Raw genomic sequence first — 26222 nt, 5'->3', positions numbered from 1 at the left:
CCGCGTCACACGTGCGGCCGCCGCCCCCGCTCCTGGTGCGGGAACTGCTGGTCCGCGCCGGGCAGCGTGGGCTTGGGCAGGGTGGCCACCTCCTCCTTGGCCTGCGCCAGTTGCTTCGCCGTGTCGTGGGGCAGGCGGGGCGGCCCGGGCACGTGGTGCTTGAAGCGGAACGCCGAGGTGAGGTCGCCGAAGGTGGCGCGGCGCCAGGCGGAGATGTTCGGCTCCTTCACCCCCGTGACCTTCTCCAGGAACTGCAGCACCGAGGTGTGGTCGAACGCCTCCGTGGCGACCCAGCCGCCGACCGTCCACGGCGAGACGATGATCGCCGGAACGCGGAAGCCGCCGCCGATGGGCAGGCCCTGGACGAACTCGTCGGCCGTGCCCGCCGGGGGCGTCGGCGGCGGCACGTGGTCGAAGAGGCCGTCGTTCTCGTCGTAGTTGAGGATGAAGGCCGTCTTCGCCCACACCTTCGGGTTCGCGGCGATCGCCTCGATCTTCTGGGCCACGAAGTCGGCGCCCGCTGCGGGCAGATGGTCGGGGTGCTCCGACTGGTGACCCGTCGGGATGATCCAGCTCACCGCCGGGAGCCGGTCGGCCCGCGCGTCGGCCTCGAAGGTGCCCTCGGGCTGCGGCCGGACGCCGCGCTCGTAGAGCTCCGATCCCGGCTGCGCGTCGCGGAACGAGGCGAACTGCTCCAGCAGGTTGCAGCCGTAGTCGTCGTCCTGCTGGTACACCTTCCAGCTCACCCCGGCGGCCTGGAGCCGCTCGGCGTACGTCGTCCAGCGGTACGGGGCCGGCGCCGTGTTGTTGACGACCGGGCCGCCCTGGGTGCCGGACGGGTCGATCGAGGCGGTCATCCAGTAGAGCCGGTTCGGCCAGGTCGGGCCGAGGACCGAGCAGAAGTAGTTGTCGCAGATGGTGAACGCCTCGGCCAGCGCGAACTGGAACGGTATGTCGTCGCGCGTGTAGTACCCCATCACGTACGGCCCGTTGACGCCGTCCGCCTTGCGGTGCGCGGGGAGCCAGCGGTCCATCGCCCCGTTGTTCCACGCCTCGTGCTGGACCGACCAGGCGTGGCTCGTGGAGGGGATGGCCTGGGCGCTGGTGGCGTGCGTGTCCAGGTGGAAGGGGAGCAGGTAGCCCTTCGGGTTCTCCGGGTCGGGCTGGAAGAACACCGAGCGGCCGTCGCTCAGCTTCAGTGCGTGGGGGTCGTTGAAGCCGCGTACGCCCTTGAGCGTGCCGAAGTAGTGGTCGAAGGACCGGTTCTCCTGCATCAGCATGACGACGTGCTCGACGTCGCGCAGCGAACCCTTGCGCGGGGGTCCTGCCGCCACCGCCTTGCGTACGCTCGGCGGCAGCAGCGAGAGCCCGGCGCCCCCGACGGCGCCCGCCGCCGAGCCGAGGAGTCTGCGTCGGGTCAGTTCGGCCATGGAGGAAGCCCCCTGCATCTGGCTGGTCGGACGGTCCCGGGCGCGCCGGACCGCCCGTGAGCTGCGCTTGAACCGCTATACCTGCCATGTGCACGGGCCTGCCCCGGGGAGGACGCGCCCGGCGCCCGCCAGATGGGGGCCCCAGGGTCACCCGATGGCCGCGCCCCTCCCGCCCGCGTCGGGCCGTGTCGGGCCGACGCGAACCGTGGACGCCCCCGCCCGTCCGGCGTACCGTGACGGACACCCCCGAACCTCTGACTCAGTCAACCATTCGACGGCTACGAACCTGGACGTCGCGAGGTGAGGCAGCCCATGACCGTGCAGGACATCCGCTCCTTCAACCGCTTCTACACCAACGTCATCGGCGCGCTGGACTACAGCCGCCATCTCTACGCCCCCTACACCCTCACCGAGTCGCGCGTCCTGTACGAACTGGCGCACCCGGGGCGCGGACGCCGCCTCGACGCCGCCGACCTGCGGGCCCGACTCCACCTCGATGCCGGGTACTTGAGCCGCATCCTCGGCAAGTTCGAGCGGGACGGGCTCATCGAGCGCGCCGCCTCCGCGCGGGACTCCCGGCGCCGCAGCGTCACCCTCACCCCGCGCGGCCGCACCACCGCCGAGCTGCTCGACGAACGCTCCCGGGAACAGGTCGGGGCGCTCCTCGACACCGTCCCCGCGCCCGACCGCACCCGGCTCGCGGAGGCCCTGCGCACCGTCCGCACCCTCCTCGGCGACGGCCGCGCCGCCCCGCGCGCGGACGACGTCGTCCTGCGTGAGCCCGGCCCCGGCGACCTCGGCTGGATCGTGTCGCGCAACGGCGCGGTGTACGCCGCCGAGTTCGGCTGGAACGCCGAGTACGAGGGCCTGGTCGCCCGGATCGTCGCCGACTTCGCGCAGGACCACGACCCGCACCTGGAACGCGTGTGGATCGCCGAGCTCGACGGCCGCCCGGTCGGCTGCGTCATGTGCGTACGGGACGAGGCACCCGGCACGGCCCGGCTCCGCCTCCTCCTCGTGGAGCCAGAAGCGCGCGGCCTCGGCATCGGGGACCGCCTGGTACGGGCGGTCGTCGACTTCGCACGCGGCGTCGGCTACCGCGAACTGGTCCTGTGGACGAACGACGTCCTCAAATCCGCCCGCTCCCTCTACCGACGCCACGGCTTCGTACTGACCGCCGAGACCCCCCACCGCTCCTTCGGCGCCGATCTGATGGGGCAGGACTGGCGACTGCCGTTGCAGGGGGTGCCCGAGTGAGGGACGGAGGGCGCCGTACACCGACCCGACCAGGCAGGACCGGCGTCGGCGTCGTACGCGGCGGCTGAGTGAGGGGCCGTAGCGCGGGTATGGTCCGCCCCATGAAACTGGCGTTCTCCACTCTCGGTGTTCCCGGCCAGCCGCTGGCCGATGTTCTCAGCCTCGCGACCACGCACGGCTACCACGGCGTGGAACTGCGCGCCCACCCCGAGGAGCCCGTCCACCCGGGCCTCGACGCGGCGGCCCGCGCCGATGTGGCCGGTCAGTTCAAGGCCGCGGGCGTCGAGATCCTGGCCGTCGCCGGGTACGCGCGCGTGGCCGCGCCCGGTGACGACACCGCCGTGCTCGACGACGTACGCGCCCTGATCGACCTCGCCCACGACCTCGGCGCCCCGTACGTCCGCGTCTTCCCCGGCGGCGGCGACGACCTCGACGAGGACGGCCGCAAGGAGGCCGACGCCACGGCCGCCCGCCGCCTCGGCGTCGCCGCCGAGTACGCGGCCGACCGCGACGTACTCGTACTCCTCGAGACCCACGACTCGCACCGCACCGGCGCCGCCGCCTCCCGCGTCGTCGGCCCCGTCGGCCACCGCAACGTCGGCGTGCTCTGGGACGTCATGCACACCTGGCTCGGCGGCGAACAGCCCGCCGTCTCCTACGCGGCGCTCTCCCCCTACCTCGGATATGTGCAGGTCAAGGACATCGCGGGGCCGGACGACACGACACCGCTGGCTCTCGGCGCGGGCGCGCTGCCGCTCGGCGAGTGCGTGGAGGTGCTCAGCCGGGAGGGCTGGGACGGGTGGCTCTGCTGGGAGTACGAGGCCCGGTGGTACGAGTCGGCCGAGCCGCTCCCCGGGATTCTCGGCGCGGGGCGGGAGTATCTGGCCCGGCTGCTCAACGAGTCGGCGTGAGTGCGGGGTTCGGAGACTCGTCCGCCCCGTCTTCGTCGTCGCCGACTGCTGGCCGTCGTGGTTGCTCGCGCCGTTCCCCGCGCCTCTTCGGGGCGCCCTTCAGTGAGGCCAGTGCCACGCCTGTCACCAGAAGGGCTGCCGCGCACCAGCGCAAGGCGCTGACCTCCTCGTCCAGGAACAAAGCCGCTGACGACATGCCGAACACCGGGACCAGCAGGGAGTACGGGGCGACCGTCGAGGCGTCGTAGCGGCGCAGCAGACGGCTCCACGCGCTGAAGCCGAAGAGCGTGGTGACCAGGGCTACGTAGAGGATCGCGCCGACGCCCGGAAGGTCGAGGGAGGTGAGCGCGCGGGCGTCCCGCGCCGGGCCCTCGAAGAGCAGGGAGAGCGCGAGGAGCGGCAGGACCGGGACCGCGCTCGACCACACCATGAAGGTGAACGGGGCGTCCGGCGCCGCCTTGCGGGTCAGGACGTTCGACACGCCCCAGAACGCCGCCGCCACCAGAACGAGCGCGAACGCGCCCAGCGGGCCCGAACCGCCCTCGTCCACCGCCGCCACCGCGATGCCGGCGAGCGCCACCGCCATGCCCGCCGCCCGTACGCGGCCGGGGCGCTCCCCGAGGAACGCGAAGGCGATCAGCGCGGTGAAGACCGACTGCACCTGGAGCACGAGCGAGGAAAGGCCCGCGGGCATCCCCGCGTTCATGCCGAGGAACAACAGGCCGAACTTGCCGACGCCGAGCGCCAGCCCGACCCCGACGATCCACCGCCACGGCACGCGCGGACGGCCGACGAGGAAGAGCGCGGGCACCGCGGCCAGCAGGAAGCGCAGGGCACAGAAGAGCAACGGCGGGAAATGGGCGAGGCCGATGTCGATGACGACGAAGTTCACGCCCCACAGGGCGGCGACGAGGACGGCGAGTCCGGTGTGCGCGGGTCTCATACGTCGAGCATCAGGGGCGGTGACCATGTAGCACCAGCGATGATTGCTGCATGGTTGGATGAAGCCCCGCTGAATGAACTGGGCTGGTTCCGGAGGCCGTCATGCTCGACATCCCACGCCTGCGCGCGCTGCACGCCGTCTCCGTCCACGGCACGGTCGGCGCCGCCGCGGCCGCGCTCGGGTACACGCCGTCCGCCGTGTCCCAGCAGATAGCGAAGCTGGAGCGGGAGACCAGGACGGTGCTTCTGGAACGGGAGGGGCGGGGCGTCAAGCTGACGGAGGAAGCGCGGCAACTCGTCTCGACGGCCAGTGAGTTGATGGCGATCCTGGAGCGGGCCGAGACAGGGATCGAGGAGCGGCGCGGGGTGCCGGCCGGGCGGTTGACGATCGCCGCGTTCGCCTCGGCGGCGCGGGGGCTGCTGCCCGCGGCCCTCGCCGACCTCGTCTCGCAGCACCCCGCGCTCGACCCCCGCCTGTCCGAGGTCGACCCGCATCTGTCCGTGCCCCTCGTCGCCAAGGGGGCGGTCGATCTGGCCGTCGCGCACGACTGGGACATCGCGCCGTTGCCGGTCCCCGCCGGGGTGGAACAGGCGGTGCTCGGCTCCGACCTGTGCGATCTGCTCGTGCCTGCCGGGCATCCGCTCGCCGGGCGGACGGCTGTGCGGTGGGAGGAGCTCGGCGGGGAACGGTGGGTGTCGCAGCCGGCCGGGCGGGTGTGCCACGACTGGCTCCTCCGCGCGATGCGCTCCGCTGGGTTCGAGCCGGAGATCGTGCATCAGGCCGACGAGAATCCGACGCTGGTCGCGCTCGTCGCGGCCGGGTTGGGGGTGGCGGTGATTCCTCGGCTCGGACGGGGGGCCTTGCCGGCGGGGGTCGGGGTGGTGCGGCTGGATCCTGTGCCGAGGCGGCGGGTCTATGCGTTGTGGCGGACCGGGATGTCGCGCCGCCCCGCGATCGCAACCACGATCAACGCGCTACGCACCCGGGCCCGCGCCTGCCTGATCCCGGATTAGGTCTCGGGGTACGGCTTTCGTCGTGACCGCTCGCACAGTTCCCCGCGCCCCCGCAGACCACGCGCCCGTCTGCCCGACCACCCGTCGAACGCGACCGCAGGTGCATCGTGGCTGGTCGCGCAGTTCCCCGCGCCCCCAAAGACCACGCCCCCGTCTGCCCGACCACCCATCGAACGCGACCAACAGGCCCGTCGTGGTCGCTCGCGCAGTTCCCCGCGCCCCTGGAAGGCGCACTCCGTGCGCCATTTCATGGGGCTGCGGCGAAGCCGCATGCCCCCCAGGGGCGCGGGGAACTGCGCGAGCAACCACGACGAAAGCCGCACCCAGAAGCGACGCGAAGGGGGCAGACGCTCAGGGGCGCGGGGAACTGCGCGACCAGCCACCACGCACCCGCACCGCCCCCAACCCCGGCGCCGCCCCAACCCGGCAACATGCGGAGCATTCCGCGCTGAGTGTCTTGACTGGCAGAAACTTTCCGGGTAACCGTGACGCGCGGAAGTAATTTTCACCGCTTCAACCAGGCCAAAGCTCGTGCCCCGCCCCTCCCCCGGAAGGAGCGCAAGTGCACCACCGCCAGTCCAGCCCCGGTTTCTCCAGACGGACCCTGCTCGCCGCCACCACCGCCGGCCTCGCCGCCGCAGGCCTGAGCACCACCCCCGCCCAGGCCGCCGCCACAGGCAAGGGCAAAAACGACAAAGGCAAGACCGACAAAGCCCTGCTCAGGATCGTCTCCGGGATGTCCCTGGAGGAGAAGGTCGGTCAGCTCTTCGTCATGCGGGTCTACGGCCACTCGGCCACCGCCCCGGACCAGGCCGACATCGACGCCAACCTGAAGGAGATCGGCGTCCGCACCGCCGCCGAGATGATCGACAAGTACAAGGTCGGCGGCATCATCTACTTCGCGTGGGCGCACAACGTCCGCGACCCGCACCAGATCGCCGATCTCAGCAACGGCATCCAGGAGGTGGGCCGCCGCCAGCCCGCCAAGATCCCGTTGATCATCTCGACCGACCAGGAGCACGGCATAGTGGCCCGGGTCGGCAAGCCCGCCACGCTCCTCCCCGGCGCGATGGCGCTGGGCGCGGGCGGCTCCCGTTCCGACGCCCGTCGCGCCGCCGCGATCGCCGGTGCCGAGCTGCGCGCGCTCGGCATCAACCAGGACTACGCCCCGGACTCGGACGTCAACATCAACCCGGCCAATCCCGTCATCGGCGTACGCTCCTTCGGCGCGGACCCTGCGGCGGTGGCCAGGATGGCCGCGGCGCAGGTCGAGGGGTACCAGTCGGCGGGCGTCGCCGCGACGGCCAAGCACTTTCCGGGCCACGGCGACACGGCGACGGACAGCCACACCGGCCTCCCGGTGATCACGCACACCCGCGAGCAGTGGGAGAAGCTGGACGCCCCGCCGTTCAAGGCGGTGATCGACGCCGGGATCGACTCGATTATGACGGCCCACCTCGTCGTACCGGCCCTGGACCCGGCGGAGGACCCGGCGACGCTCTCGCGCCCGATCCTCACCGGCATCCTGCGCGAGAAGCTCGGCTACGACGGGGTCGTGATCACGGACTCGCTCGGCATGGAGGGCGTCCGTACGAAGTACGGCGACGACCGTGTGCCGGTGCTCGCCCTGAAGGCGGGCGTCGACCAGCTGCTCAACCCGCCGTCCCTGGACGTGGCGTACAACGGCGTCCTGAAGGCCGTACGAAGCGGCGAGCTGACCGAACAGCGGCTCGACGAATCGATCCTGCGCATCCTGCGCCTCAAGCACAAGCTCGGTCTCTTCAAGGACCCGTACGTCACCCGGCGCGGCGTCGAGCACACGGTCGGCACCCGCGCCCATCTGGCGGCGGCCGACAAGATCGCCGAGCGCACGACGACGCTCCTGGTCAACAAGGACCGGCTGCTCCCCCTCAACCGGCGCACCCACAAGAACGTCCTCGTGCTCGGCGCCAACCCCGCGTCCCCCTCGCTCAGCGACGGCCCGCCCACCACCGTGCTCGGCGCCGCGCTGACCGAACTCGGCTTCTCGGCGACGGTCCTCGCGACCGGCACCGCGCCGGGCCAGGCCGTCATCGACCAGGCGGTGGCCGCCGCCGCGGGCAAGGACGCCGTGCTCGTCGGCACGTACAACGTCACCGCGGGCAGCGCCCAGCAGAGGCTGGTGAACGCCGTCGCCGCGACCGGCGTACCGGTGATCACCCTGTCCCTGCGCAACCCGTACGACGTCGCCCACCTGGGCGCGGCCACGGCACACGTGGCCGCGTACTCCTGGATCGACGTCGAACTGCGGGCGGCGGTACGGGTCCTCGCGGGCCGCGCCGAGCCGCGCGGCAAGCTGCCGGTGCCGGTGCAGCGCGCCGACGACCCGTCGCAGGTGCTCTATCCGATCGGGTACGGCCTGCGGTACTAGCTGCGGTACGGGATCGGTACGCGGCCGGGCGTACGGGGGCGTACGGCGCACCAGGGACGCACCGCCCCCGAACGTCGCAAACCGCCCCGCGCGGTCTGGCGTGCGCCCGGCTCCCGGGCCACGCTGGACAGGTGTCTCGGGGGGCTGCCATGCGCGCGCGGACGGTGGGGGCGGTGTGCGCGGCGCCGTTGCTCGCGCTCGCGCTGACCGGGTGCCAGGCGCTGTCCGGGTCCGGCGACGACAAGGCGTCGGGCAAGCCGTCCCCCTCCGGTGACGCGGCGGTGTTCCTCGCCACCGGTGAGTGTGCCGTGCGCGGGCGTACGGGCTTCGGCGAGGCGGGGTGCGGCAGTGGGCACGCCGTCGCGCGGGTGGTCGCGCGCCACGAGGGCGACACCGCGAACGGCCCCGCCTGTCCCGCCCGTACCGACTTCGTCCTGCGCGTCAGCGAGACCCGGGCGACGCCCGACGGGCACGCCGCCGACGAGAACGGCGACGGCAAGGTCACCCGCGGCTACGCCTGCATGCGCAACCTCCGGCCGCCGCACCCCGGCGACCCCGGCGCGGGCGGCGGGCCCCGCACGATCGTCGGCGACTGCGTGTACGCGACCGGGCGGGGGCAGGTCCGGGAGACCGCCTGTGACGGTTCGGGCGGGCACGCGCCGCAGTACCGCGTCCGCTCGGCGGTGCCGGACCGTATCGACTGCCCGGCGTCGACCGTCCTCTACGTGACGCTCAGCGGGACGGACCAGGTGGGCTGCGCGGTACGGACATGACGAAGGGGGCCGCTCACGCGGCCCCCTTCCCCTCAGAAAGTCCTCCTCAGAGGACCGGTGTCACGGGCGCAGCTTGAACTGGCGGAAGTTCTCCACCCGGTCGAGCTTCGCGTCGTGCGGCGCCTTGGCCGTCGTACCGGACAGACCGGCCCAGGCGAGGATCCGCTCGGTGGCGAGCGCCTTGTCGTCGGCGTTCAGAGCGGCGACGTTCGCGCCGTGGTTGGCGTGCGGTGCCGTCATGACGTAGCTGTCACGGGCGCCGGCGCCGAGGCGGAAGGGTTCCGCGCCCCACGGGTCGTTGTCGCCGTAGACGTACAGCATGCGCGTGGCGTGGTGGCGCACCCACGTGTCGACGTCCCGCATGACGTGCTTCTGGAACTTCATCGGGATGGTGCGCGGGACGAAGTTGCGCGGCGGCTGGTAGCCGTAGCGGGAGAGCTTGCCGAGCCAGGGCTGCTTGATGTCGGGCGAGCCGAGCTGGGTGCCCGCCTGGTAGTAGTACGGCGTGTACTGCTCCAGGCCCTGGTCTGCGTAGGAGGACCAGCCGCCGATCTTGTCGACGTAGTCGAAGAGCGCCTGGTCGCTGACGGTCTTGGCGTCGGGGACGTCCGCGCAGGCCGACTCGGGCTGGTACTGCCAGAAGCCCCACACGAGGTCGAGGACGGTCGCCTCGTACGCCTTGTCGAGCGAGCCCACCGTGTTCACGGTGTAGTCGTTCGCGGCGAGGTACTCCTTGTACTTCTTCTCCAGGGCGGTGCGGCGCACGAGCGCCTCGCGCTGCACCTTCTGCAGGGCGACGCGGCAGTCCTTCGGGCCGACATCGGCGAGGAAGCGGTCGTACGCGGAGTCCTCGTCGTTGACGACGTCGTTCGGGGCGACGTAGGCGACGACGCCTTCCATGTCGCGCGGGTAGAAGCGCTCGTAGTAGGTGGCGGTCATGCCGCCCTTCGAGCCGCCGGTGGTGAGCCAGTTCTGCCCGTAGATCGGCTTGAGCGCCCGGTAGATGCGGTGCTGGTCGCTGGCGGCCTGCCAGATGTCGAGCTTGGACCAGTCGGCGGGCTGCGGCCGGGACGGCGTGAAGAAGCGGTACTCGACGGAGACCTGGTTGCCGTCGACGATACGGGTCGGCTCGCTGCGGCTCGGGTTCGTCGAGACGTTGTAGCCGCTGGTGAACATGACCGTCGGGCGGCTCACGTCCTTGTGCAGCACGGTGATGCGCTGCTGGAAGGTGCCCTTGGACGGGTGCCGGTGGTCGACCGGCTGGGTGTAGTTGAGGACGAAGTAGCGGTAGCCGGTGTAGGGCTTCTCCTCGATCAGGCTCATGCCGGGTACGGCGAGGAGCCGGTCCTTGATGTCGGTGGCGTCGGTGCCGCCGGCGGCGGTCGCCGTGGACACTCCGGCGGCGCTCACCGTGCCTATGAGCACCACGAGCGACAACAGCCATCTGAGCGCTTTGCGCATACACCCTCCCCTGGAGTTACACGGATCGCTCCGGAAACTATCGGAGGGTGCCGCGTACCACCAGGGGTGCACGGTGTCCGCTCAGCACGACATCAGCGGCCCCGTGTCGGCCGGGTCAGCACAGAATCCAGCCTGTACCGACCGATTTCGTACCGACCTTGCCCTTGATCCGTACGCAGCGGTGTCCGGCGTGGACGGTGACCGGGCCCGCGTGGTGGGTGTAGCGGCCCCGGTCGACGACGGCGCGGCTGCCGCGGGCCTGGACGCTGACCGACATGGGCTGACGGACGCCGGTGCGCTTGGCGAGGGTGACGGCGCAGACGTAGCCGCCGGTGCGGTAGACGACGGCCTTGCCGGTGGCGAACGACAGGGTGCGGACCTTGTGCCCGGCGCAGAGCGCGGAGGCGTGCGCGCCACCGGTGCCGGGCCCGGCGACGACGAGCAGCGCGGCGGAGACCAGCGCGGCCAGCGCGAGCGCGAGGAGGCGGCGGGGACCGCGGGCCCCCGCTATATCGCTTTCGTCACCTCTTCGCATCGCTGTCCCCTCCTGACACGTTTCGCCGCTCCCGTCGCCTCGGCCTCAGCGTACTGAGGTACGGACGCGGGAGACGGCCCGCACGGTTGCACGGCACGGTCACGCCGCCGTCGTGCTGACGTCCTCGCCGATGAAGGTCCGCCACAGCTCGGCGTACTTGCCGCCGCGCGCGAGCAGCTCGTCGTGCGTGCCGTCCTCGGCGACGCGGCCGTGGTCCATCACCACGACGCGGTCGGCGCGGGCCGCCGTCGTCAGGCGGTGGGCGACGACGAGGGTGGTCCGCCTGCCCGCGATGCGGTCGGTGGCCTGGTTGACCTGCGCCTCCGTGGCGAGGTCGAGGGCGGCCGTCGCCTCGTCGAGCAGGAGGATGTCCGGGTCGACGAGTTCGGCGCGGGCCAGCGCGATGAGCTGGCGCTGTCCGGCGGAGAGGTTGCGGCCCCGCTCGGCGACCTCGTGCAGGTAGCCGCCGTCCAGGGTGGCGATCATGTCGTGCGCGCCGACCGCGCGGGCCGCCGCCTCCACCTGGGCGTCGCTCGCGTCGGGCCGCCCGTAGGCGATGGCGTCGCGGATCGTGCCGGGGAAGAGGTACGCCTCCTGCGGGACGACGCCGAGCCGGTGCCGGTAGGCGGTGAGGTCGAGGTCGCGCAGGTCGGTGCCGTCGACGGTGACCCGGCCGCCGGTCGGGTCGTAGAACCGGGCGACCAGCTTGACCAGCGTCGACTTGCCCGCGCCGGTTTCGCCGACGAAGGCGACGGTCTGTCCGGCGGGGATGCGCAGGTTCACGTCCCTGAGCGCCGCCTCGGGCTCGTCATCGGCGCCGTACGCGAAGTCGACGTCCTCGAAGGCGATCTCGCCGCGCAGGGCGGGCACGTCGCGCGGGGTGCGCGGGTTCTTCGTCGAGGCCGGTTCGCGCAGCAGCTCCTGGATGCGGCCGAGGGAGACGGTGGCCTGCTGGTAGCCGTCGAAGACCTGGGAGAGCTGCTGCACTGGAGCGAAGAACAGGTCGATGTAGAGGAGGTAGGCGACGAGCGCACCGGTCGTCAGCGTGCCCGCGTCGACCCGGTGCGCGCCGACCATGAGGACGGCGGCGGCAGCGACGGACGACAGGAGCTGCACGAACGGGAAGTACACCGAGATCAGCCACTGGCCGCGGATACGGGCCTTGCGGTACGCCTGGCTGCCCGCGGCGAACCGCTCCGCGCCGTCCTTCTCGCGCCGGAACGCCTGCACGATCCGCAGCCCGGCGACGGACTCCTGGAGGTCGGCGTTGACGACGGAGACGCGCTCGCGCGCCAGCTCGTACGCCTTGACGCTGGAGCGGCGGAAGAAGACGGTGCCGATGATCAGCGGCGGCAGCGTCGCGAAGACGACGAGGGCGAGCTGTACGTCGATGACGAGCAGGGCGACCATGATGCCGAAGAACGTGACGACGGAGACGAACGCGGTGACGAGCCCGGTCTGGAGGAACGTCGACAGGGCGTCCACGTCGGTGGTCATCCGGGTCATGATCCGGCCGGTCAGCTCGCGCTCGTAGTAGTCGAGCCCGAGCCGCTGGAGCTGGGCGAAGATCTTCAGCCGCAGCGAGTACAGGACGCGCTCGCCGGTACGCCCGGTCATCCGGGTCTCGCCGATCTGCGCGGCCCACTGGACCAGCACGGCGACCAGGGCGAGCGCGGCGGCCGTCCACACGGCGCCGAGCGCCATCCGCGACACGCCTTCGTCGATGCCGTGCCGGATGAGGATGGGCAGGAGCAGGCCCACGCCCGCGTCGACGGCGACCAGCGCGAGGCTGATGAGCAGCGGCCGGCCGAATCCGCGCAGGAGGCGGCGGAGCCCGTAGGACTTCTCGGGGGTGACGGCCCGCGCCTCGTCGATGTCCGGGGTGTCGGTGGCGGGCGGCAGCGCCTCGACCTGCGCCAGCAGCTCGGGTGTGGCGGGCATCCCGGACAGGGCGGTGTCCTTGGGTTCGCGGTCGCCCGTCCACAGCCTGGGGGTGACGCCCCGCTCGGCGTCGAACTCGGCGTCCAGCTCGTCCCGTACGGAGGTGTCCTCGGGCCGTTCGGAGGCGGCGGGCAGCGCGTGTCCTGGCGAGACACCGCCCAGCTCGTCCGGGTCGGTGAGCAGGCGCCGGTAGAGCGGCGAGTTCGCCTCCAGCTCCTCGTGGGTGCCGAGGGCGGCGAGGCGGCCTTCGTCCAGGACGGCGATGCGGTCGGCGAGGCCCAGGGTGGAGCGGCGGTGGGCGATGAGGAGGGTGGTGCGGCCCGCCATGACGCCGCGCAGCGCCTCGTGGATCTCGTGCTCCACGCGCGCGTCGACGGCCGAGGTGGCGTCGTCGAGGACGAGCAGACGCGGGTCGGTGAGGATGGCGCGGGCCAGCGCGAGGCGCTGGCGCTGGCCGCCGGAGAGGGTGAGCCCGTGCTCGCCGACCTTGGTGTCGTAGCCGTCGGGCAGCTCGGCGATGAACCGGTCCGCCTGCGCGGCGCGTACGGCGGCCTCGATCTGCTCGTCGGTGGCGTCCGGGGCGCCGTAGGCGAGGTTGGCGCGCACGGTGTCGGAGAAGAGGAACGAGTCCTCGGGGACGAGGCCGATCGCGGCGCGCAGCGAGTCCAGGGTCAGCTCGCGCACGTCGTGGCCGCCGATGAGGACGGCGCCGCGCGAGACGTCGTAGAAGCGCGGCAGGAGCAGCGAGACGGTGGACTTGCCGGAGCCGGAGGAGCCGACGACGGCGAGGGTCTCACCGGCACGGATCTCGAAGGAGAGGCCGTCGAGGACGGGGTGGTCGGCGTCCGCGTAGGCGAAGGACACGTCGTCGAACTCGACGGTCGCGGGCGCGTCGGCGGGCAGTTCCTTCGTGCCGTCCTGGATCGAGGGCTCGGTGTCGATGAGTTCGAGGACGCGCTCGGCGCCCGCGCGGGCCTGCTGGCCGACGGTGAGGACCATGGCGAGCATCCGGACCGGTCCGACGAGCTGGGCGAGGTAGGAGGAGAACGCGACGAACGTGCCGAGCGTGATCTGCCCGCGCACGGCCAGCCAGCCGCCGAGGGCCAGCATCGCGACCTGGCCGAGGGCGGGCACGGCCTGGAGGGCGGGCGTGAACTTGCTGTTCAGGCGGATGGTGCGCAGGCGCCCGGCGAACAGCCGCCGCCCGACCTCGCGCAGCTTCCCGGTCTCCTGCTCCTCCTGCCCGAACCCCTTCACGACGCGGACGCCGCTGACGGCGCCGTCGACGACCCCGGCGACGGCGGCGGCCTGCGCCTGCGCGTACCAGGTCGCCGGGTGCAGCCGGGAGCGGCTGCGCTTGGCGATGACCCACAGGGCGGGCGCGACGGCGAGCGCGACCAGGGTCAGCGGCAGCGAGAGCCACGCCATGATGGCGAGCGAGATGACGAAGAGCAGGACGTTCCCGATGGTCATCGGGAGCATGAACAGCAGCCCCTGGATGAGCTGGAGGTCGCTGGTGGCGCGGCCGACGACCTGCCCCGTGGACAGCTCGTCCTGACGCCGCCCGTCCAGCTTCGTGATCGTCCCGAACATCTCGGTGCGCAGGTCGTGCTGGACGTCGAGGGCGAGGCGCCCGCCGTAGTACCGGCGGATGTACGTGAGCACGTACACGACGACGGCGGCGCCGATCAGCACGCCCACCCAGGTCCCCATGGACCGGGAGTGGTCCCCGATCACGTCATCGATGATGACTTTGGTGATCAGCGGGACGAGCGCCATGACGGCCATCCCGCCGAGCGAGGCCCCGAGCGCGAGCAGCACGTCCTTGGGGTACCGCCACGCATACCCGGCGAGCCTGCGCGCCCAGCCCCGTTCCTCCGCCACGCCGTGCACCTTCCACTTTCGTCGAGCTGTTGTCGATTCCGCCGAAGGGCCAACACGCGGCGAAGCGGATTTCATCCCTCCTTAACAATTGGGGGCTTCCCTGCGCGAACGATTGAGGGCTTCCCTGCGGGACAATTGAGGGCTTCCCTGCGGTACCCCTGATCCACAGACAACCCCCAGGTCGGCCACAGTGCGCACCCACACGGGCCCGGCACGGTGACCAGGTGACCTCAGCCACCGTTCCCCGCTTCCCCGACAATCCCGACTCCGCCGCGCCCCCGGCCAGGGCCCCGCGCTGGTCGCTGCCCGCCCTGCTCGCGGTCCTCGCGCTGGCCGGGGTCCTGTACTCCTGGAACCTCTCCTCCTCCGGCCTCAACAGCTTCTACAGCGCGGCCGTGCTCAGCGGCACCGAGAGCTGGAAGGCGTGGTTCTTCGGCTCCCTGGACGCGGGCAACTTCCTGACCGTGGACAAGCCACCGTTCGTCCTGATGGTGATGGGCCTGTCCTGCCGCGTCCTCGGCTTCGGCACGTGGCAGATGATGCTGCCGCTGATCGCGGCGGCGCTCGGCACCATCTGGATCCTGCACGCGTCCGTGAAGCGGGTGTGGGGCCACGGCGCTGCGGCCGTCGCCGCGCTCGTCCTCGCGCTCACCCCCATCACGGTCGCGATCAACCGCGACAACAACCCGGACGCGCTGCTCGTCCTGCTGATGGTGGCGGGCGCGGCCCTGGCGTTGCGGGCGACGCGCACCGGCCGGCTCCTGCCGCTGATCGGCTCGGCCGTCTGCTTCGGACTCGCCTTCAACACCAAGATGCTCCAGGGTTACATCGCCCTGCCCGCCGTCTTCGCCGTCTATCTGTACGCGGCCCGAGGCGGCCTGTGGCGACGGGTGCGGCACCTGCTGATCGCCGGGGCCGCGCTCGCGGTGGCCAGCTTCTGGTGGGCGGCGGCGGTCTCGTTCGTCCCCGCGTCCGAGCGCCCGTACATCGGCGGCTCGACGGACGGCACGGCCTGGGACCTGATCATGGGCTACAACGGCCTCGGCCGGGTCCTCGGCGGCGACGGCAACATGGGCGGGGGTGGCGGCGGAGGCGGCGGCTTCTCCGGGAGCGCCGGGATCGGCCGCCTCTTCAACGACGTGCTCGGCGGCCAGATCTCCTGGCTGCTCCCCTTCGCGGGCATCGCGCTCGTCGGCGGCCTGATCCTGCGCGGCCGCGCCCCGCGCACGGACCCGGCCCGCGCCGCGCTCATCCTCTGGGGCGGCTGGACGGTCCTGCACTACCTGACCTTCGCCCTGGCCGAGGGCACGATGCACCCGTACTACACGACGGCGCTGGCCCCCGGCATCGCGGCGCTGTGCGGAGGCGGCGGCCTGATGCTCCTCCGCGCGTTCCGCACGGACCGGCGCTGGGCGTGGATGCTGCCGGTCGCCCTCGGCGTGACCGGGCTGTGGGCGGTCGTGCTGCTGCGGCGGGCCTCCGGCTGGAACGGGTGGCTGTGGCCGGCGATCGCGCTGGTCATGGCGGCGGCGATCGCTGGTCTGCTGCTCTTCCGTACGGCGTCGGGCCACCGCCTGCGCCTCCTCGCGGTGTCCGTCGCGGCGGCCGTGGCGGCGTCGGTCGCGGGCCCGGCGGCGTACGCGTGGTCGGTCCCCTCGTCGGCGGGCGGGGCGGGTGGTGCGGGCGGCATGGGCGGCACGAACCCGACGGCGGGGCCGACGACGGGGGGCGGCGGGATGGGTGGGCCCGGGGGTGGGGGCGGCCGGGGTGGATTCCCGGGTGACGGGGAGATGCCAAGGGGTGGGCGGTTCGGTGGGGGCGAGATGCCCGGCGGGGCCGAGATGGGTACGCCGCCGGGCGGCACCGGAGACGGCCGTACGAATGACGGCATGGGTGGCGGCGGCATGGAGGGCGGCATGAACGGTGGTGGCGCCGACAGTGGGCTCACCGCCTACCTGGAGAAGCACCGCGACGGCGCCAAGTGGCTGCTGGCCGTGTCCAGTTCGCAGAGCGCGGCGCAGATGATCGTCGCCACGAAGCAGCCGGTCATCTCCATGTGGGGCTGGTCCGGCAGCGACAAGGCGATGACGCTCACCAAGCTGAAGGAGCTGGTGAGGAAGGGCGAGCTGCACTACATCCAGCTCGGCGGCGGCATGGGTGGGGGCGGCATGGGCGGCGGCAACGACGTCTCGTCCGAGGTCACCGCGTGGGTGAAGAAGCACGGCACGGCGGTGAAGGCGAGCGAGTACGCGGGCTCCGGGTCCGCGACCCAGTCCCAGTCGCTCTACAGGCTGGACGCATCGGACGCGAGCTGACAGCCGCGTACAGAACGGCCCCTGACGCCTGCTCAGGGGCCGTTTCCGACACACAACCGACGCCGCGCGTTCACCCATCCTCTACGTGTTCATGTCACGCTCCGATCTACCGAGTCAACCCGCGTAGAACGGACGGACACCCCCCATGCCCGGAGCCCACATACGCACCATCGCCCTCACCGCCGCCGGCCTGCTCACAGCCGTCACTCTTCCCCTCGCCGCCGCAGGCCCGGCCTCGGCGACCACGACCGCGTACGACTCCACGTACTACAAGAACGCGATCGGCAAGACGGGGGCGAGCCTCAAGTCCTCGCTGCACACGATCGTCAGCAGCCAGACGAAGATCTCGTACTCCGCCGTCTGGGACGCGCTGAAGGTCACCGACCAGGACCCGAACAACAGCAACAACGTGATCCTGCTGTACAGCGGCGTCTCGCGGGCCAAGTCCCTCAACGGCGGGGACACCGGCGACTGGAACCGTGAGCACACCTGGGCCAAGTCCCACGGCGACTTCGGCGAGGTGACGGGCCCCGGCACCGACCTGCACCACCTGCGCCCCGCCGACGTCCAGGTCAACAGCGTCCGCGGCAACAAGGACTTCGACAACGGCGGCAGCACCGTCACGGGCGGCGGCGGCAGCCTCACCGACTCGGACTCCTTCGAGCCGCGCGACGCGGACAAGGGCGACGTCGCCCGCATGATCCTCTACATGGCCGTGCGTTACGACGGCGGCGACGGCTTCGCCGACCTGGAACCCAACGAGAAGGTCAGCAACGGCAGCGCCCCCTACATGGGCAAGCTCTCCGTCCTCAAGCAGTGGAGCGACGAGGACCCGCCGAGCGCCTTCGAGGAGAAGCGCAACCAGGTCATCTACGACACCTACCAGCACAACCGGAACCCGTTCATCGACCACCCGGAGTGGGTGGAGTCGATCTGGTAGCCGCGAGTCGCTCACCCCTGCTGCGGGCGACACGGTGCACGTCGTTCAGCGACTCCGTCAACCGCGCCGCCAGGTAACGGAGTTGTGAGGCTGTCGCGCTGCTGTCGCCGATGAGATCGACGGCATGGCCGAGCAGATCGTCGGCCATGTCGAGCTGAATGGCCTCGATGTCGTCGGCCATCCGGGACAGGTGGCTGGTCCCGCTCGCATCGGTGAAGAGGTAGCAGGGGTGGCCGTCGAGATTGACCCAGGGCAGAAGCCGCGGCCGACCGGACATCACGCGGTCACCTCACTCACGAGTACGTACGGGCGCACGAGCCGGGAATCCTCTCCCCGCAACGGGGCCAGGTGCGGGGACGGGCGGCGCGGCGGGTCCGGCGGCATGGGTGGAACCAGCGGTACGGGTGGGGGCGCGGGCGGCGAATGCCCGGCGCACCGGGGACACCCGGGGGCGGGCCGGAGGAGCCGGAACAGCGGCTCGGCCAGGCGGGCGATGAGGTGGAACACGTCTTCAACTCCTGTGCGGTGCACGGATATCGCTGTGTAGCGATCCGCTCACAGAGTGAGACCGCGAGAGCTAGGCTCGCCAGAGGGTCGGATGTGACAAAGCATCTGTCACACGGGAGCTGACGTTGAGTAATACCTATGGGGACTGGTTGCGGTCGGCACGTGAGGCGGCCGGCCTGACGCAGCAGGAGCTTGCGGTGGCGGCCGTGATGACGCGTTCGCACATCGCACACATCGAGGCGGGGCGCCGCTTGCCCTCCAAGGAGGACGCGCGCCGCTTGGACAAGGCGTTGAACACCGGTGATGTATTGAGCAGCTTCCTGCCGGACAGCGACGTGGCCATAGCGGAGCACTTCGAGACCGCCCACCGGCTCGAACAACAAGCCACGGAGCTGCGTGAGTTCGCGCTCTCGTTCGTTCCCGGCATCCTCCAGACGGAGCGATACGCCCGTGCGGTTCTGGGCCCTTCGTACCCTCCCCTGGGCGAAAAGGAATGTGACAGGCTCGTTGTCACACGCCTTGAAAGGGCGAAGATCCTTGAGAACCCCGTGTCGCCCATGGTGTGGGCGCTCCTCGACGAGGGCGTTCTTTGTCGCCCCATGGGCGGCCCTGCCGTGATGGCCGAGCAGGTGACGCACATCGTGAGGTTGGCGGAGTCGAGACGTATCCGCGTACACGTGCTGCCGCGATCGTTGGGCTTCCACCCGCTGCTCGAAGGCATGCTGACGCTGATGTGGTTCGATGACCAGCCGCCTGTGGCGTACAGCGAAGGGGTACGCATGGGCAAGGTCCATGAATCCCCCGCCATGGTTCAGCAGCTGCAAGCTCGTTACGATCTTGCGCTGAGCGACGCACTGCCACTCAAGGAGTCACTGGCCCTACTGAGAGCGACAGCGAAGGACTACGGACATCATGACTGACCCGCTCATCCCGAACGCAGCCGCGCTGAACGGCTGGCGCAAGTCCTCCTACAGCGGCAGCGAGGGCGGAAGCTGCCTGGAAGTCCTGGACCACCACCCCACCGGCGTCCCCGTCCGCGACTCCAAAACCCCGAACGGGCCCGCAGTGCTCATCTCCACACCACACTGGGCGACGTTCATCACCGCACTCAAGGAAGGACGCCTCTGCGAATGACTGAAGCAACGAGCGGCTCCGGGAGTTAGGGCCCCGCCCTGCTCATCTCCGCACAGGGCTGGGGCTCGTTCATCGCGGGGGTCAAAGCGGACGCGCAGGGTCACGTCGGCGCGAACATCCTCAACCGCGCCGACAGTACGACCACTCGCGGCCCCGGCGCCCTGAGCGCCGTCGACAGGTCGTCCCGGAGCGTCTCCGGTGACGTACGGACCGCCGGTACGCCGAAGGACTCGGCCAGGGCCGTGAAGTCCGGGCCAGTCAGGTCCGTGCCGACGGCGGAGCCGTACGCGGCCGTCGCGTACTCGCGCAGGATGCCGTAGCCGCCGTCGTCGACGATCAGCCAGGTCACGTTCGAAGACTCCTGCTTCGCCGTGGCCAGTTCGGCGATCGAGTACAGGGCGCCGCCGTCGCCGGAGACCGCGAGAACCGGCGTCGTCGGGTCGGCCGCCGCCGCGCCGAGAGCGGCCGGGTAGGCGTAGCCGAGGCCGCCCGCGCCCTGGGCGGAGTGCATCGCGTCGGGCCAGGCGGCCCAGGCCCAGTAGCTGAGGATCGTCATGTCCCAGAAGGACGGGGAGCGGGGCGGGAGCGCCGCCCGGATCGAGGACAGCACCTCCTGCTCCAGGGTCAGGTCCTGACCCTGGATGCGTTCACGTACGGCGCGCAGGACCTCGGCGACCCGGGCCGGCGCCCCGGCGTCCGCCCGCTCCTCCTCCACCGTTTCGAGCAGCGCTTGCAGTGCCAGGCGGGCGTCCGCGTGGATGCCGAGGGCCGGGTGGTTGGACTCCAGCTTGCCCGCGTCCGCCTCGATCTGGATGGTTCGGCCGCGCGGGGCGAAGGTGTGGTAGTTCGAGGACAGTTCGCCGAGGCCCGAGCCGATCACAAGGAGGACGTCGGCCGCTTCAAGGAACTCCGTCATGTGGCGGTCCTCCAGCCATGACTGGAGCGAGAGCGGGTGGTCCCAGGGGAACGCGCCCTTGCCGCCGTACGTGCACGCGACCGGGGCGGACAGCCGCTCCGCCAGTTCGCGCAGCTTGCCCGCCGCGTCCGCGCGGATCACGCCGCCGCCCGCGATGATCGCGGGGCGTTCGGCACGGGTCAGCAAGTCGGCGGCCAGGGCCGTGAGTTCGGGCGCCGGTGCCAGTTCGTGCGGGAAGGCGTCCGCCGCCGACAGTACGGGGAGCGTCGCGGGAGCCTCCAGGACATCCTGCGGGATCTCCACGTACACCGGGCCATGCGGCACGCTCAGCGCCGATTCCCAGGCCGCCGCGATCGCGGACGGGATCTGGGACTGGGTGCGGACCGGGTGGACCGACTTCACCACGTCACGGAAGGCCGCCTGCTGGTCCTTCAGCTCGTGCAGATGGCCCCGGCGTCCGCCGCCCAGCCCCGCCACCGGGACCTGGCTAGCCACCACGAGCACCGGGGCGGAGGCCGCCGCCGCCTCCTGGAGCGCGGGCAGGGTCAGGAGGGCGCCGGGGCCCGTCGACACGAACAGCGGGGCGACCTCGCCGGTGACCCGGCCGTACGCGTCCGCCGCGAACCCGGCGTTCAGCTCGGTCCGCAGGCCCACGTAGCGCAGCAGGTCGCAGCGGCGCAGCGCGTCGAAGAGGCCGAGGGCGTGCTGGCCGGGGAGGCCGAAGACGGTGGACGCGCCGAGACCCGCGAGCGCCTCCACGACGAGGTCGCCGCCCGTGCGCCCCGGCGGCGGGTTGAGGGCCGCCTCCGTCTGGCGGGGCGTGGGGCGCAGGACCAGGTCGTGGTCGTGGGTCATGCATGACTCCTCAAACGTCGTTCAGGAGGCCGTCCGGGACTCCGCGATCTGCCGGGTCATGAGCGTCGTCAGCTCGTACGCGGTGTGCGAGGCGGCGACGGCGGTGATCTCCGCGTGATCGTACGCGGGCGCCACCTCGACCACGTCGGCCGAGACGACGTTGCAGGAGGCCAGGCCGCGCAGGATCTCAAGCAGCTCGCGCGAGGTCATGCCGCCCGCCTCGGGCGTGCCCGTGCCGGGGGCGTGCGCCGGGTCGAGGCAGTCGATGTCGATGGAGATGTAGAGCGGGCGGTCGCCGATGCGCTGGCGGAGTTGGTCGGCGACCTCGTCGGCGCCGCGCCGGTAGATGTCCGCCGAGGTGACGATGCCGAAGCCCATCTTCTCGTCGTCGGTGAGGTCCTGCTTGCCGTAGAGCGGGCCGCGCGTGCCGACGTGGGAGAGCGCCGACGTGTCGAGGATGCCCTCCTCCACGGCGCGGCGGAACGGCGTGCCGTGCGTGTACTCGGCGCCGAAGTACGTGTCCCAGGTGTCGAGGTGCGCGTCGAAGTGGAGCAGGGCGACCGGGCCGTGCTTCTTGGCGACGGAGCGGAGCAGGGGCAGCGCGATGGTGTGGTCGCCGCCGAGCGTCATCATGCGGGCGCCGGTGGCGAGCAGGTCGTCGGCCGCCGCCTCGATCGTCTCGACGGCCTCGTTGATGTTGAACGGGTTCGCCGCGATGTCACCCGCGTCCGCCACCTGCGCGAGCGCGAACGGCGACGCGTCCTGCGCCGGGTTGTACGGGCGCAGGAGCCGGGACGCCTCACGGATCGCGTTGCCACCGAAGCGGGCGCCGGGCCGGTAGGAGACCCCGGTGTCGAACGGCACGCCGACCACGGCCACGTCCGCCGTCCCGACCTCGTCGAGGCGCGGCAGGCGGGCGAAGGTGGCGGGTCCCGCGTAGCGCGGGATGCGCGAGGAGTCGACGGGGCCGACCGGTCCGGCCGGGGTGCTCTGCTGCTCGTTGGTCACGGGGTGCCTTTCACGGACGTACGGGTAAGGGTTCGGCGGCGTCGGTCAGTCGCCGTACAGCTCGGGGCGGCGGTCCCCGAACACGTCGTTGTGCTCGCCGAGGCGCTTGTCGCGGGCGGTCGCGAGGTCGCAGGAGGCGAGCAGCAGGGCGGGGCCCTCGGTCGGGGTGTGCCCGGCGAGCGGGAAGCCGTCCGGGTCGACGATCACGGAGCCCCCGGTCCAGGGGACGCCGCGCTCCTCCCCGGCCCGGTCGCAGGCGGCGACGTAGATCCGGTTGACGGCGGCGTCGGCCTGAACGCGGACGACCTCGCCGGGGCGCTCGCCCTCCGGGCGCGGGAAGAGCGGCCAGTTCACGGGGGCGCAGAGCAGTTCGGCGCCGGCCAGGGCGGTGCGCCGCACCCACTCGGGGAACTCGACGTCGTAGCAGACCATGACGCCGATCCGGCCGACGCCCTCGACGTCGACGACGGGCGGGGCCTGGTCCCCGGGCACGAAGAAGTCCTTCTCGGTGCCGAAGAGGTGGACCTTGCGGTAGACGGCGCGGACGGTGCCGGTGGGGTCGATGAGCACGGCCGAGTTGCGGACCAGGCCGTCCTCGTCCAGTTCGGCGAAGCCCGCGACCAGCGTCACGCCGTGGCGGCGGGCGGCTTCCCGCCAGGCGGTGACGGTCGGCCCGTCGGCCGGTTCGGCGAGGGCGCGGGCCTCCGCCGGGTCGGCGAAGACATAGCCGCTGTTGGCCAGCTCCGGCAGCACGACGACGCGCGCCCCGGCGTCGGCCGCGGCGCGGATCGCCTGTTCGGCGGCCGCCAGGTTCCCGGCCGTGTCACCCACCGCGAGGGCGAGCTGGGCGCAGGCCACGGTCGTCGTCGTCACGCTTGAGCACCTTCGCTGACGTCATGGATCCGGACGCTCCCCAGGATGCCTCTGCCGGGCGCGCCTTCCGAACGCCTCCGGGGCGCAATCCGCCGCCCCACCTGTCCATCCTGTACAGCCCCGACGCCCGTCCACCTTCCGGGACCGATCAACGCCGCCGCCCGGCCCTGGGCACAATGGACCCATGCCGATACCCGGGATCCCCAGCGACAGTCCGACCCGTGCCGCCCTGATCGAGCACCTCGTCCGTACCCGCATCGCGGGCGATGTGGCCACCCCTCGCGAGAACAACCTCTCCCACTACCGCAAGCTCGCGAACGGCGACCGGCACTACTGGCTGGGCCTCGAACTCGGCGACCGCTGGGGCGACGAGCAGGACGTACTCGCCGTCATGGCCGAACGCTGCGGCGTCGTCGACGACCCCGGGCACCGGTACGGGCAGGACACCATCGACCCCGAGCTGACCGTCGACGCGCTCGAACGGATGGCGGCGCGGCTGCGCAAGGCCGCGCAGGACCGGCAGCGGGTCCTCCTCGCGACCGGGCACCCCGGGGGCCTGCTCGACGTCCACCGGGCGACCGCCGTCGCGCTGCGCGCCGCCGGCTGCGAGATCGTCGTCATCCCTGAGGGGCTCGCCACCGACGAGGGTATGGTCTTCCAGTTCGCCGACGTCGCCATGCTGGAGCGCGGGGCGACCCTGTGGCACACGCACGCGCCCGAGCCCATGACGCGGATCCTCGACGGGCTGCTCCGCGAGGGGCGTCCGCTGCCCGACCTGGTCGTCGCCGATCATGGCTGGGCCGGGTGCGCGGCCCAGCGCGGGCTTGACTCCGTCGGTTACGCGGATTGCAACGACCCGGCGCTGTTCCTGGCGGAGGCGGAGGGCACGATGCAGGTCACGGTCCCCTTGGACGATCATGTGACGAGCCCGCGCCACTATGACCCGATGACGGCGTACCTGCTGGACTGCGCGGGCCTGCTGGGCTAGCCGTCGCCGTCTCGCCGTAGGGCGTCTGTGGGTGTGCGACCGCTGCGCCGTCGTGGCTGGTCGCGCAGTTCCCCGCGCCCCTGAGATGCGCACTTCGTGCGCCATCTCAGGGGCGGGGGAGGCGCGGCGAAGCCGCGGTCCTCCAGGGGCGCGGGGAACTGCGCGACCAGCCACGACGCGACCCGCACCCGAACCCGGTACCTACCAGGGCCGCAACCCTTCCTCCCGGCGCTGCGCGAACCCCGGGGTCGGGTCCAGGTAGACCCGGCGCACCGCGGGGAACCGTTCCCGCAACCGCCGAGCCGCCTCCTCACAGGCCCACTCAATCTGGGCAGCAGTGGACGCGTCGCGGAAATCGACCTTCGCCGCGACCAGCGCCTCGCGCGGCCCTTGCACCAGCGTGGTGAGTTCGAGGACCGCCTCGACGTGTTCCCCGGAGAGCAGGATCTCCCGGATCTCGGCCCGGACGGAGCGGGGCAGCGGCCGCCCCACGAGGAGCTGCGCGTTGGAGCGGCCGAGCACCCACGCGACCCAGAGCAACAGGACGCCGATGCACAGCGAAGCGACCCCGTCCCAGACCCCGGACCCGGTGAGCTGCCCGCCCAGCAAACCACCGGCGGCGAGGAGCAGGCCGGCGAGCGCCGCGCTGTCCTCCAGGACGACGGCCTTCACGGCGGTGTCGGGCGTGTGCCGCAGATACGTACGGAAGGGCGCCCGGACCCGGTGCGCCTCGCCCCGCGCCTGCTTGACGGCGGTCCGCAGGGAGAACCCTTCCAGCAAGAAGGCGACCGCCAGCACGATGTACGACACCAGCGGGTCGCCCAGCTCCTCCCCCGCGACCAGCGTGTGGACGCCGTCGTACAGCGAGAACACCGCACCGCCCACGAACGTGGCGACGGCCGCGAGCAGCGCCCACACGTACCGTTCGCCCCCGTACCCGAGCGGATGCTCTTCGTCGGCGGGTTTCTCGCTGCGTTTGAGCGCGGTGAGGAGCAGCAGTTCGGTGACGGTGTCGGCGAAGGAGTGCGCGGCCTCGGAGAGCATCGCGCTGGAGCCGCTGATGATCCCGGCGACCGCTTTGGCGAGGGCGATCCCGAGGTTCGCCCCGGCGGCGACGAGGACGGTGGCGACGCTCTCCCCTCCGGCCTCGCCCGTCTCGTCCTCTCCATCACGTTGCTCAACCCGTGCATCCATGTACGGGACGTTATGTCCGATCAGCGCGGGACGCGAACGACGCCCTCCTGGATGACGGTGATCGCGAGCCGTCCGTCCCGGGTGTAGATGCGGGCCTGTCCGAGCCCGCGCCCGCCGGACGCGGACGGTGACTCCTGGTCGTAGAGGAGCCATTCGTCGGCGCGGAAGGGCCGGTGGAACCACATGGCGTGGTCGAGGGAGGCGCCGACCACGTCGCCGACGGCCCAGCCGCCGCGCCCGTGCGCGAGCAGGACGGAGTCGAGGAGCGTCATGTCGGAGACGTAGGTGGCGAGGCAGACGTGCAACAGGTGCGCGGAGTCCTCCGTGGCCTCGGTGGCGCCGTCGAGCTTGCCGTTCGTGCGGAACCAGACCTGCGAGCGCGGCGGCTGCGGGTCGCCCACGAAGGCGAACGGGGGTTCCCCCACGTACCGCAGGTCCACGGCCTCGCGCGCTTCGAGGAGCCGGTCGGCGACGCCGGGGTCGACGAACACGTCGTGGTAGCGCGGCAGCATTTCTGCGGCCGTGGGCAGCGTCTCGGGGTCGGGCGCGGGCGGCATCGGGGCCTGGTGGTCGAGCCCTTCCTCGTACGTCTGGAAGGACGCGGAGAGGTGGAAGATCGGCTGCCCGTGCTGGATGGCGACGACGCGGCGCGTGGTGAAGGAGCGCCCGTCCCTGATCCGGTCGACGGTGTAGACGATGGGCGCGCCCGGGTCGCCCGCGACGAGGAAGTACGCGTGCAGGGAGTGCGCGAACCGGTCCGCCGGGACGGTGCGTCCGGCGGCGACGAGGGCCTGGGCGGCGACCTGCCCGCCGAAGACGCGCGGGACGACGGCGGACCGGGACTGGCCGCGGAAGACGTCCTGCTCGATCCGCTCCAGGTCGAGCAGATCGAGCAGGGACTCAAGAGCCTGGTTCATACAGGTAGGTGTACGTC

The 26222-nt window shown here is 71.8% G+C and carries 21 protein-coding genes; 10 read left to right on the top strand and 11 right to left on the bottom strand.

Annotation, left to right across the window (positions count from 1 at the left end; translation table 11 throughout):
- Positions 1-5 precede the first annotated feature (5 nt).
- Positions 6-1430 (bottom strand): alkaline phosphatase family protein, encoded by a 1425-nt coding sequence (locus ABZ877_RS27895; protein ID WP_361076142.1) that lies wholly within the window; start codon positions 1428-1430, stop codon positions 6-8.
- Between the two features lie 312 nt (positions 1431-1742).
- On the opposite strand from ABZ877_RS27895, the gene ABZ877_RS27890 reads away from it, so the two are divergent.
- Both ABZ877_RS27890 and ABZ877_RS27885 read left to right on the top strand, forming a co-directional pair.
- On the top strand, positions 1743-2687 hold the full coding sequence (locus tag ABZ877_RS27890; protein WP_361076139.1) for a bifunctional helix-turn-helix transcriptional regulator/GNAT family N-acetyltransferase: 945 nt from the start codon (positions 1743-1745) through the stop codon (positions 2685-2687).
- Between the two features lie 101 nt (positions 2688-2788).
- Complete coding sequence (locus tag ABZ877_RS27885; RefSeq protein ID WP_361076136.1) at positions 2789-3598, top strand: sugar phosphate isomerase/epimerase family protein; 810 nt, start codon at positions 2789-2791, stop codon at positions 3596-3598.
- Here the strand turns inward: ABZ877_RS27885 and ABZ877_RS27880 are convergent.
- On the bottom strand, positions 3582-4541 hold the full coding sequence (locus ABZ877_RS27880; RefSeq protein ID WP_361076133.1) for an EamA family transporter: 960 nt from the start codon (positions 4539-4541) through the stop codon (positions 3582-3584). The genes ABZ877_RS27885 and ABZ877_RS27880 overlap by 17 nt on opposite strands.
- Before the next feature lie 101 nt (positions 4542-4642).
- On the opposite strand from ABZ877_RS27880, the gene ABZ877_RS27875 reads away from it, so the two are divergent.
- The 3 genes from ABZ877_RS27875 (at position 4643) to ABZ877_RS27865 (ending at position 8737) form a co-directional block, all read left to right on the top strand.
- Complete coding sequence (locus ABZ877_RS27875) at positions 4643-5554, top strand: LysR family transcriptional regulator (RefSeq protein WP_361076130.1); 912 nt, start codon at positions 4643-4645, stop codon at positions 5552-5554.
- Between the two features lie 562 nt (positions 5555-6116).
- Entirely contained in the window at positions 6117-7964 is a 1848-nt protein-coding gene (locus ABZ877_RS27870; RefSeq protein ID WP_361076128.1) for a glycoside hydrolase family 3 protein, read from the top strand.
- 149 nt (positions 7965-8113) lie between these two features.
- Entirely contained in the window at positions 8114-8737 is a 624-nt protein-coding gene (locus ABZ877_RS27865) for a hypothetical protein (protein ID WP_361076125.1), read from the top strand.
- Between the two features lie 60 nt (positions 8738-8797).
- On the opposite strand, the gene ABZ877_RS27860 is transcribed toward ABZ877_RS27865, so the two are convergent.
- From ABZ877_RS27860 to ABZ877_RS27850, 3 genes are all read right to left on the bottom strand, one after another.
- A complete protein-coding gene (locus tag ABZ877_RS27860) occupies positions 8798-10198 on the bottom strand; it encodes an aminopeptidase (RefSeq protein WP_361076122.1) in 1401 nt (466 codons plus the stop codon).
- A gap of 115 nt (positions 10199-10313) precedes the next feature.
- Entirely contained in the window at positions 10314-10733 is a 420-nt protein-coding gene (locus tag ABZ877_RS27855) for a hypothetical protein (RefSeq protein WP_361076119.1), read from the bottom strand.
- Positions 10734-10832: 99 nt separating this feature from the next.
- Positions 10833-14558: an ABC transporter ATP-binding protein gene (locus tag ABZ877_RS27850; RefSeq protein ID WP_361076116.1), complete on the bottom strand. Its 3726-nt coding sequence runs from the start codon at positions 14556-14558 to the stop codon at positions 10833-10835.
- 224 nt (positions 14559-14782) lie between these two features.
- Here ABZ877_RS27850 and ABZ877_RS27845 point away from each other — a divergent pair, with 224 nt between their 5' ends.
- Together ABZ877_RS27845 and ABZ877_RS27840 are read left to right on the top strand one after the other, a co-directional pair.
- Positions 14783-16873, top strand: coding sequence for a glycosyltransferase family 39 protein (locus tag ABZ877_RS27845; RefSeq protein WP_361076113.1), 2091 nt, complete (start codon positions 14783-14785; stop codon positions 16871-16873).
- A 145-nt stretch (positions 16874-17018) separates the two neighbouring features.
- A complete protein-coding gene (locus ABZ877_RS27840) occupies positions 17019-17813 on the top strand; it encodes an endonuclease (protein ID WP_361076111.1) in 795 nt (264 codons plus the stop codon).
- Here the strand turns inward: ABZ877_RS27840 and ABZ877_RS27835 are convergent.
- Complete coding sequence (locus tag ABZ877_RS27835; RefSeq protein ID WP_361076108.1) at positions 17776-18090, bottom strand: hypothetical protein; 315 nt, start codon at positions 18088-18090, stop codon at positions 17776-17778. The genes ABZ877_RS27840 and ABZ877_RS27835 overlap by 38 nt on opposite strands.
- Before the next feature lie 355 nt (positions 18091-18445).
- Between ABZ877_RS27835 and ABZ877_RS27830 the strand changes: the two genes are divergently transcribed.
- Together ABZ877_RS27830 and ABZ877_RS27825 are read left to right on the top strand one after the other, a co-directional pair.
- Positions 18446-19240 (top strand): helix-turn-helix transcriptional regulator, encoded by a 795-nt coding sequence (locus ABZ877_RS27830; protein WP_361076106.1) that lies wholly within the window; start codon positions 18446-18448, stop codon positions 19238-19240.
- A complete protein-coding gene (locus tag ABZ877_RS27825; RefSeq protein ID WP_361076103.1) occupies positions 19233-19454 on the top strand; it encodes a DUF397 domain-containing protein in 222 nt (73 codons plus the stop codon). Before ABZ877_RS27830 ends, ABZ877_RS27825 begins: the two co-directional genes overlap by 8 nt.
- A gap of 100 nt (positions 19455-19554) precedes the next feature.
- Here the strand turns inward: ABZ877_RS27825 and ABZ877_RS27820 are convergent, their stop codons facing one another.
- From ABZ877_RS27820 to ABZ877_RS27810, 3 genes are read right to left on the bottom strand one after another with little or no spacing between them, the layout of a single operon-like run.
- Positions 19555-21225, bottom strand: a complete 1671-nt coding sequence (locus ABZ877_RS27820; protein WP_361076100.1) for a thiamine pyrophosphate-binding protein — start codon at positions 21223-21225, stop codon at positions 19555-19557.
- A 21-nt stretch (positions 21226-21246) separates the two neighbouring features.
- Positions 21247-22233 (bottom strand): agmatinase, encoded by a 987-nt coding sequence (gene speB / locus ABZ877_RS27815; RefSeq protein ID WP_361076097.1) that lies wholly within the window; start codon positions 22231-22233, stop codon positions 21247-21249.
- Positions 22234-22278: 45 nt separating this feature from the next.
- Positions 22279-23106 (bottom strand): nitrilase-related carbon-nitrogen hydrolase, encoded by an 828-nt coding sequence (locus ABZ877_RS27810; protein WP_361076094.1) that lies wholly within the window; start codon positions 23104-23106, stop codon positions 22279-22281.
- Positions 23107-23290: 184 nt separating this feature from the next.
- On the opposite strand from ABZ877_RS27810, the gene ABZ877_RS27805 reads away from it, so the two are divergent.
- Positions 23291-24094 (top strand): phosphatase, encoded by an 804-nt coding sequence (locus ABZ877_RS27805; RefSeq protein WP_361076091.1) that lies wholly within the window; start codon positions 23291-23293, stop codon positions 24092-24094.
- 201 nt (positions 24095-24295) lie between these two features.
- Here ABZ877_RS27805 and ABZ877_RS27800 read toward each other — a convergent pair whose 3' ends face one another.
- Together ABZ877_RS27800 and ABZ877_RS27795 are read right to left on the bottom strand one after the other, a co-directional pair.
- Positions 24296-25288, bottom strand: coding sequence for a cation diffusion facilitator family transporter (locus ABZ877_RS27800; RefSeq protein ID WP_361076088.1), 993 nt, complete (start codon positions 25286-25288; stop codon positions 24296-24298).
- Positions 25289-25308: 20 nt separating this feature from the next.
- Positions 25309-26205, bottom strand: coding sequence for an acyl-CoA thioesterase II (locus ABZ877_RS27795; protein ID WP_361076085.1), 897 nt, complete (start codon positions 26203-26205; stop codon positions 25309-25311).
- Between the last annotated feature and the right edge of the window lie 17 nt (positions 26206-26222).

It is taken from the genome of Streptomyces sp. NPDC046939, from assembly GCF_040644575.1.
Classification (GTDB): domain Bacteria; phylum Actinomycetota; class Actinomycetes; order Streptomycetales; family Streptomycetaceae; genus Streptomyces.
Note: the sequence above shows the minus strand (reverse complement) of the source record. Positions and strands in the feature narration are given on the sequence as shown.

Bases quoted from the DNA above. Each gene is read 5' to 3' on its own strand.
- ABZ877_RS27895 (WP_361076142.1), bottom strand. From the start codon at position 1,430: ATGGCCGAACTGACCCGACGCAGACTCCTCGGCTCGGCGGCGGGCGCC.
- ABZ877_RS27890 (WP_361076139.1), top strand. From the start codon at position 1,743: ATGACCGTGCAGGACATCCGCTCCTTCAACCGCTTCTACACCAACGTC.
- ABZ877_RS27885 (WP_361076136.1), top strand. From the start codon at position 2,789: ATGAAACTGGCGTTCTCCACTCTCGGTGTTCCCGGCCAGCCGCTGGCC.
- ABZ877_RS27880 (WP_361076133.1), bottom strand. From the start codon at position 4,541: ATGAGACCCGCGCACACCGGACTCGCCGTCCTCGTCGCCGCCCTGTGG.
- ABZ877_RS27875 (WP_361076130.1), top strand. From the start codon at position 4,643: ATGCTCGACATCCCACGCCTGCGCGCGCTGCACGCCGTCTCCGTCCAC.
- ABZ877_RS27865 (WP_361076125.1), top strand. From the start codon at position 8,114: ATGCGCGCGCGGACGGTGGGGGCGGTGTGCGCGGCGCCGTTGCTCGCG.
- ABZ877_RS27860 (WP_361076122.1), bottom strand. From the start codon at position 10,198: ATGCGCAAAGCGCTCAGATGGCTGTTGTCGCTCGTGGTGCTCATAGGC.
- ABZ877_RS27855 (WP_361076119.1), bottom strand. From the start codon at position 10,733: ATGCGAAGAGGTGACGAAAGCGATATAGCGGGGGCCCGCGGTCCCCGC.
- ABZ877_RS27840 (WP_361076111.1), top strand. From the start codon at position 17,019: ATGCCCGGAGCCCACATACGCACCATCGCCCTCACCGCCGCCGGCCTG.
- ABZ877_RS27835 (WP_361076108.1), bottom strand. From the start codon at position 18,090: ATGTCCGGTCGGCCGCGGCTTCTGCCCTGGGTCAATCTCGACGGCCAC.
- ABZ877_RS27825 (WP_361076103.1), top strand. From the start codon at position 19,233: ATGACTGACCCGCTCATCCCGAACGCAGCCGCGCTGAACGGCTGGCGC.
- ABZ877_RS27820 (WP_361076100.1), bottom strand. From the start codon at position 21,225: ATGACCCACGACCACGACCTGGTCCTGCGCCCCACGCCCCGCCAGACG.
- ABZ877_RS27805 (WP_361076091.1), top strand. From the start codon at position 23,291: ATGCCGATACCCGGGATCCCCAGCGACAGTCCGACCCGTGCCGCCCTG.
- ABZ877_RS27800 (WP_361076088.1), bottom strand. From the start codon at position 25,288: ATGGATGCACGGGTTGAGCAACGTGATGGAGAGGACGAGACGGGCGAG.
- ABZ877_RS27795 (WP_361076085.1), bottom strand. From the start codon at position 26,205: ATGAACCAGGCTCTTGAGTCCCTGCTCGATCTGCTCGACCTGGAGCGG.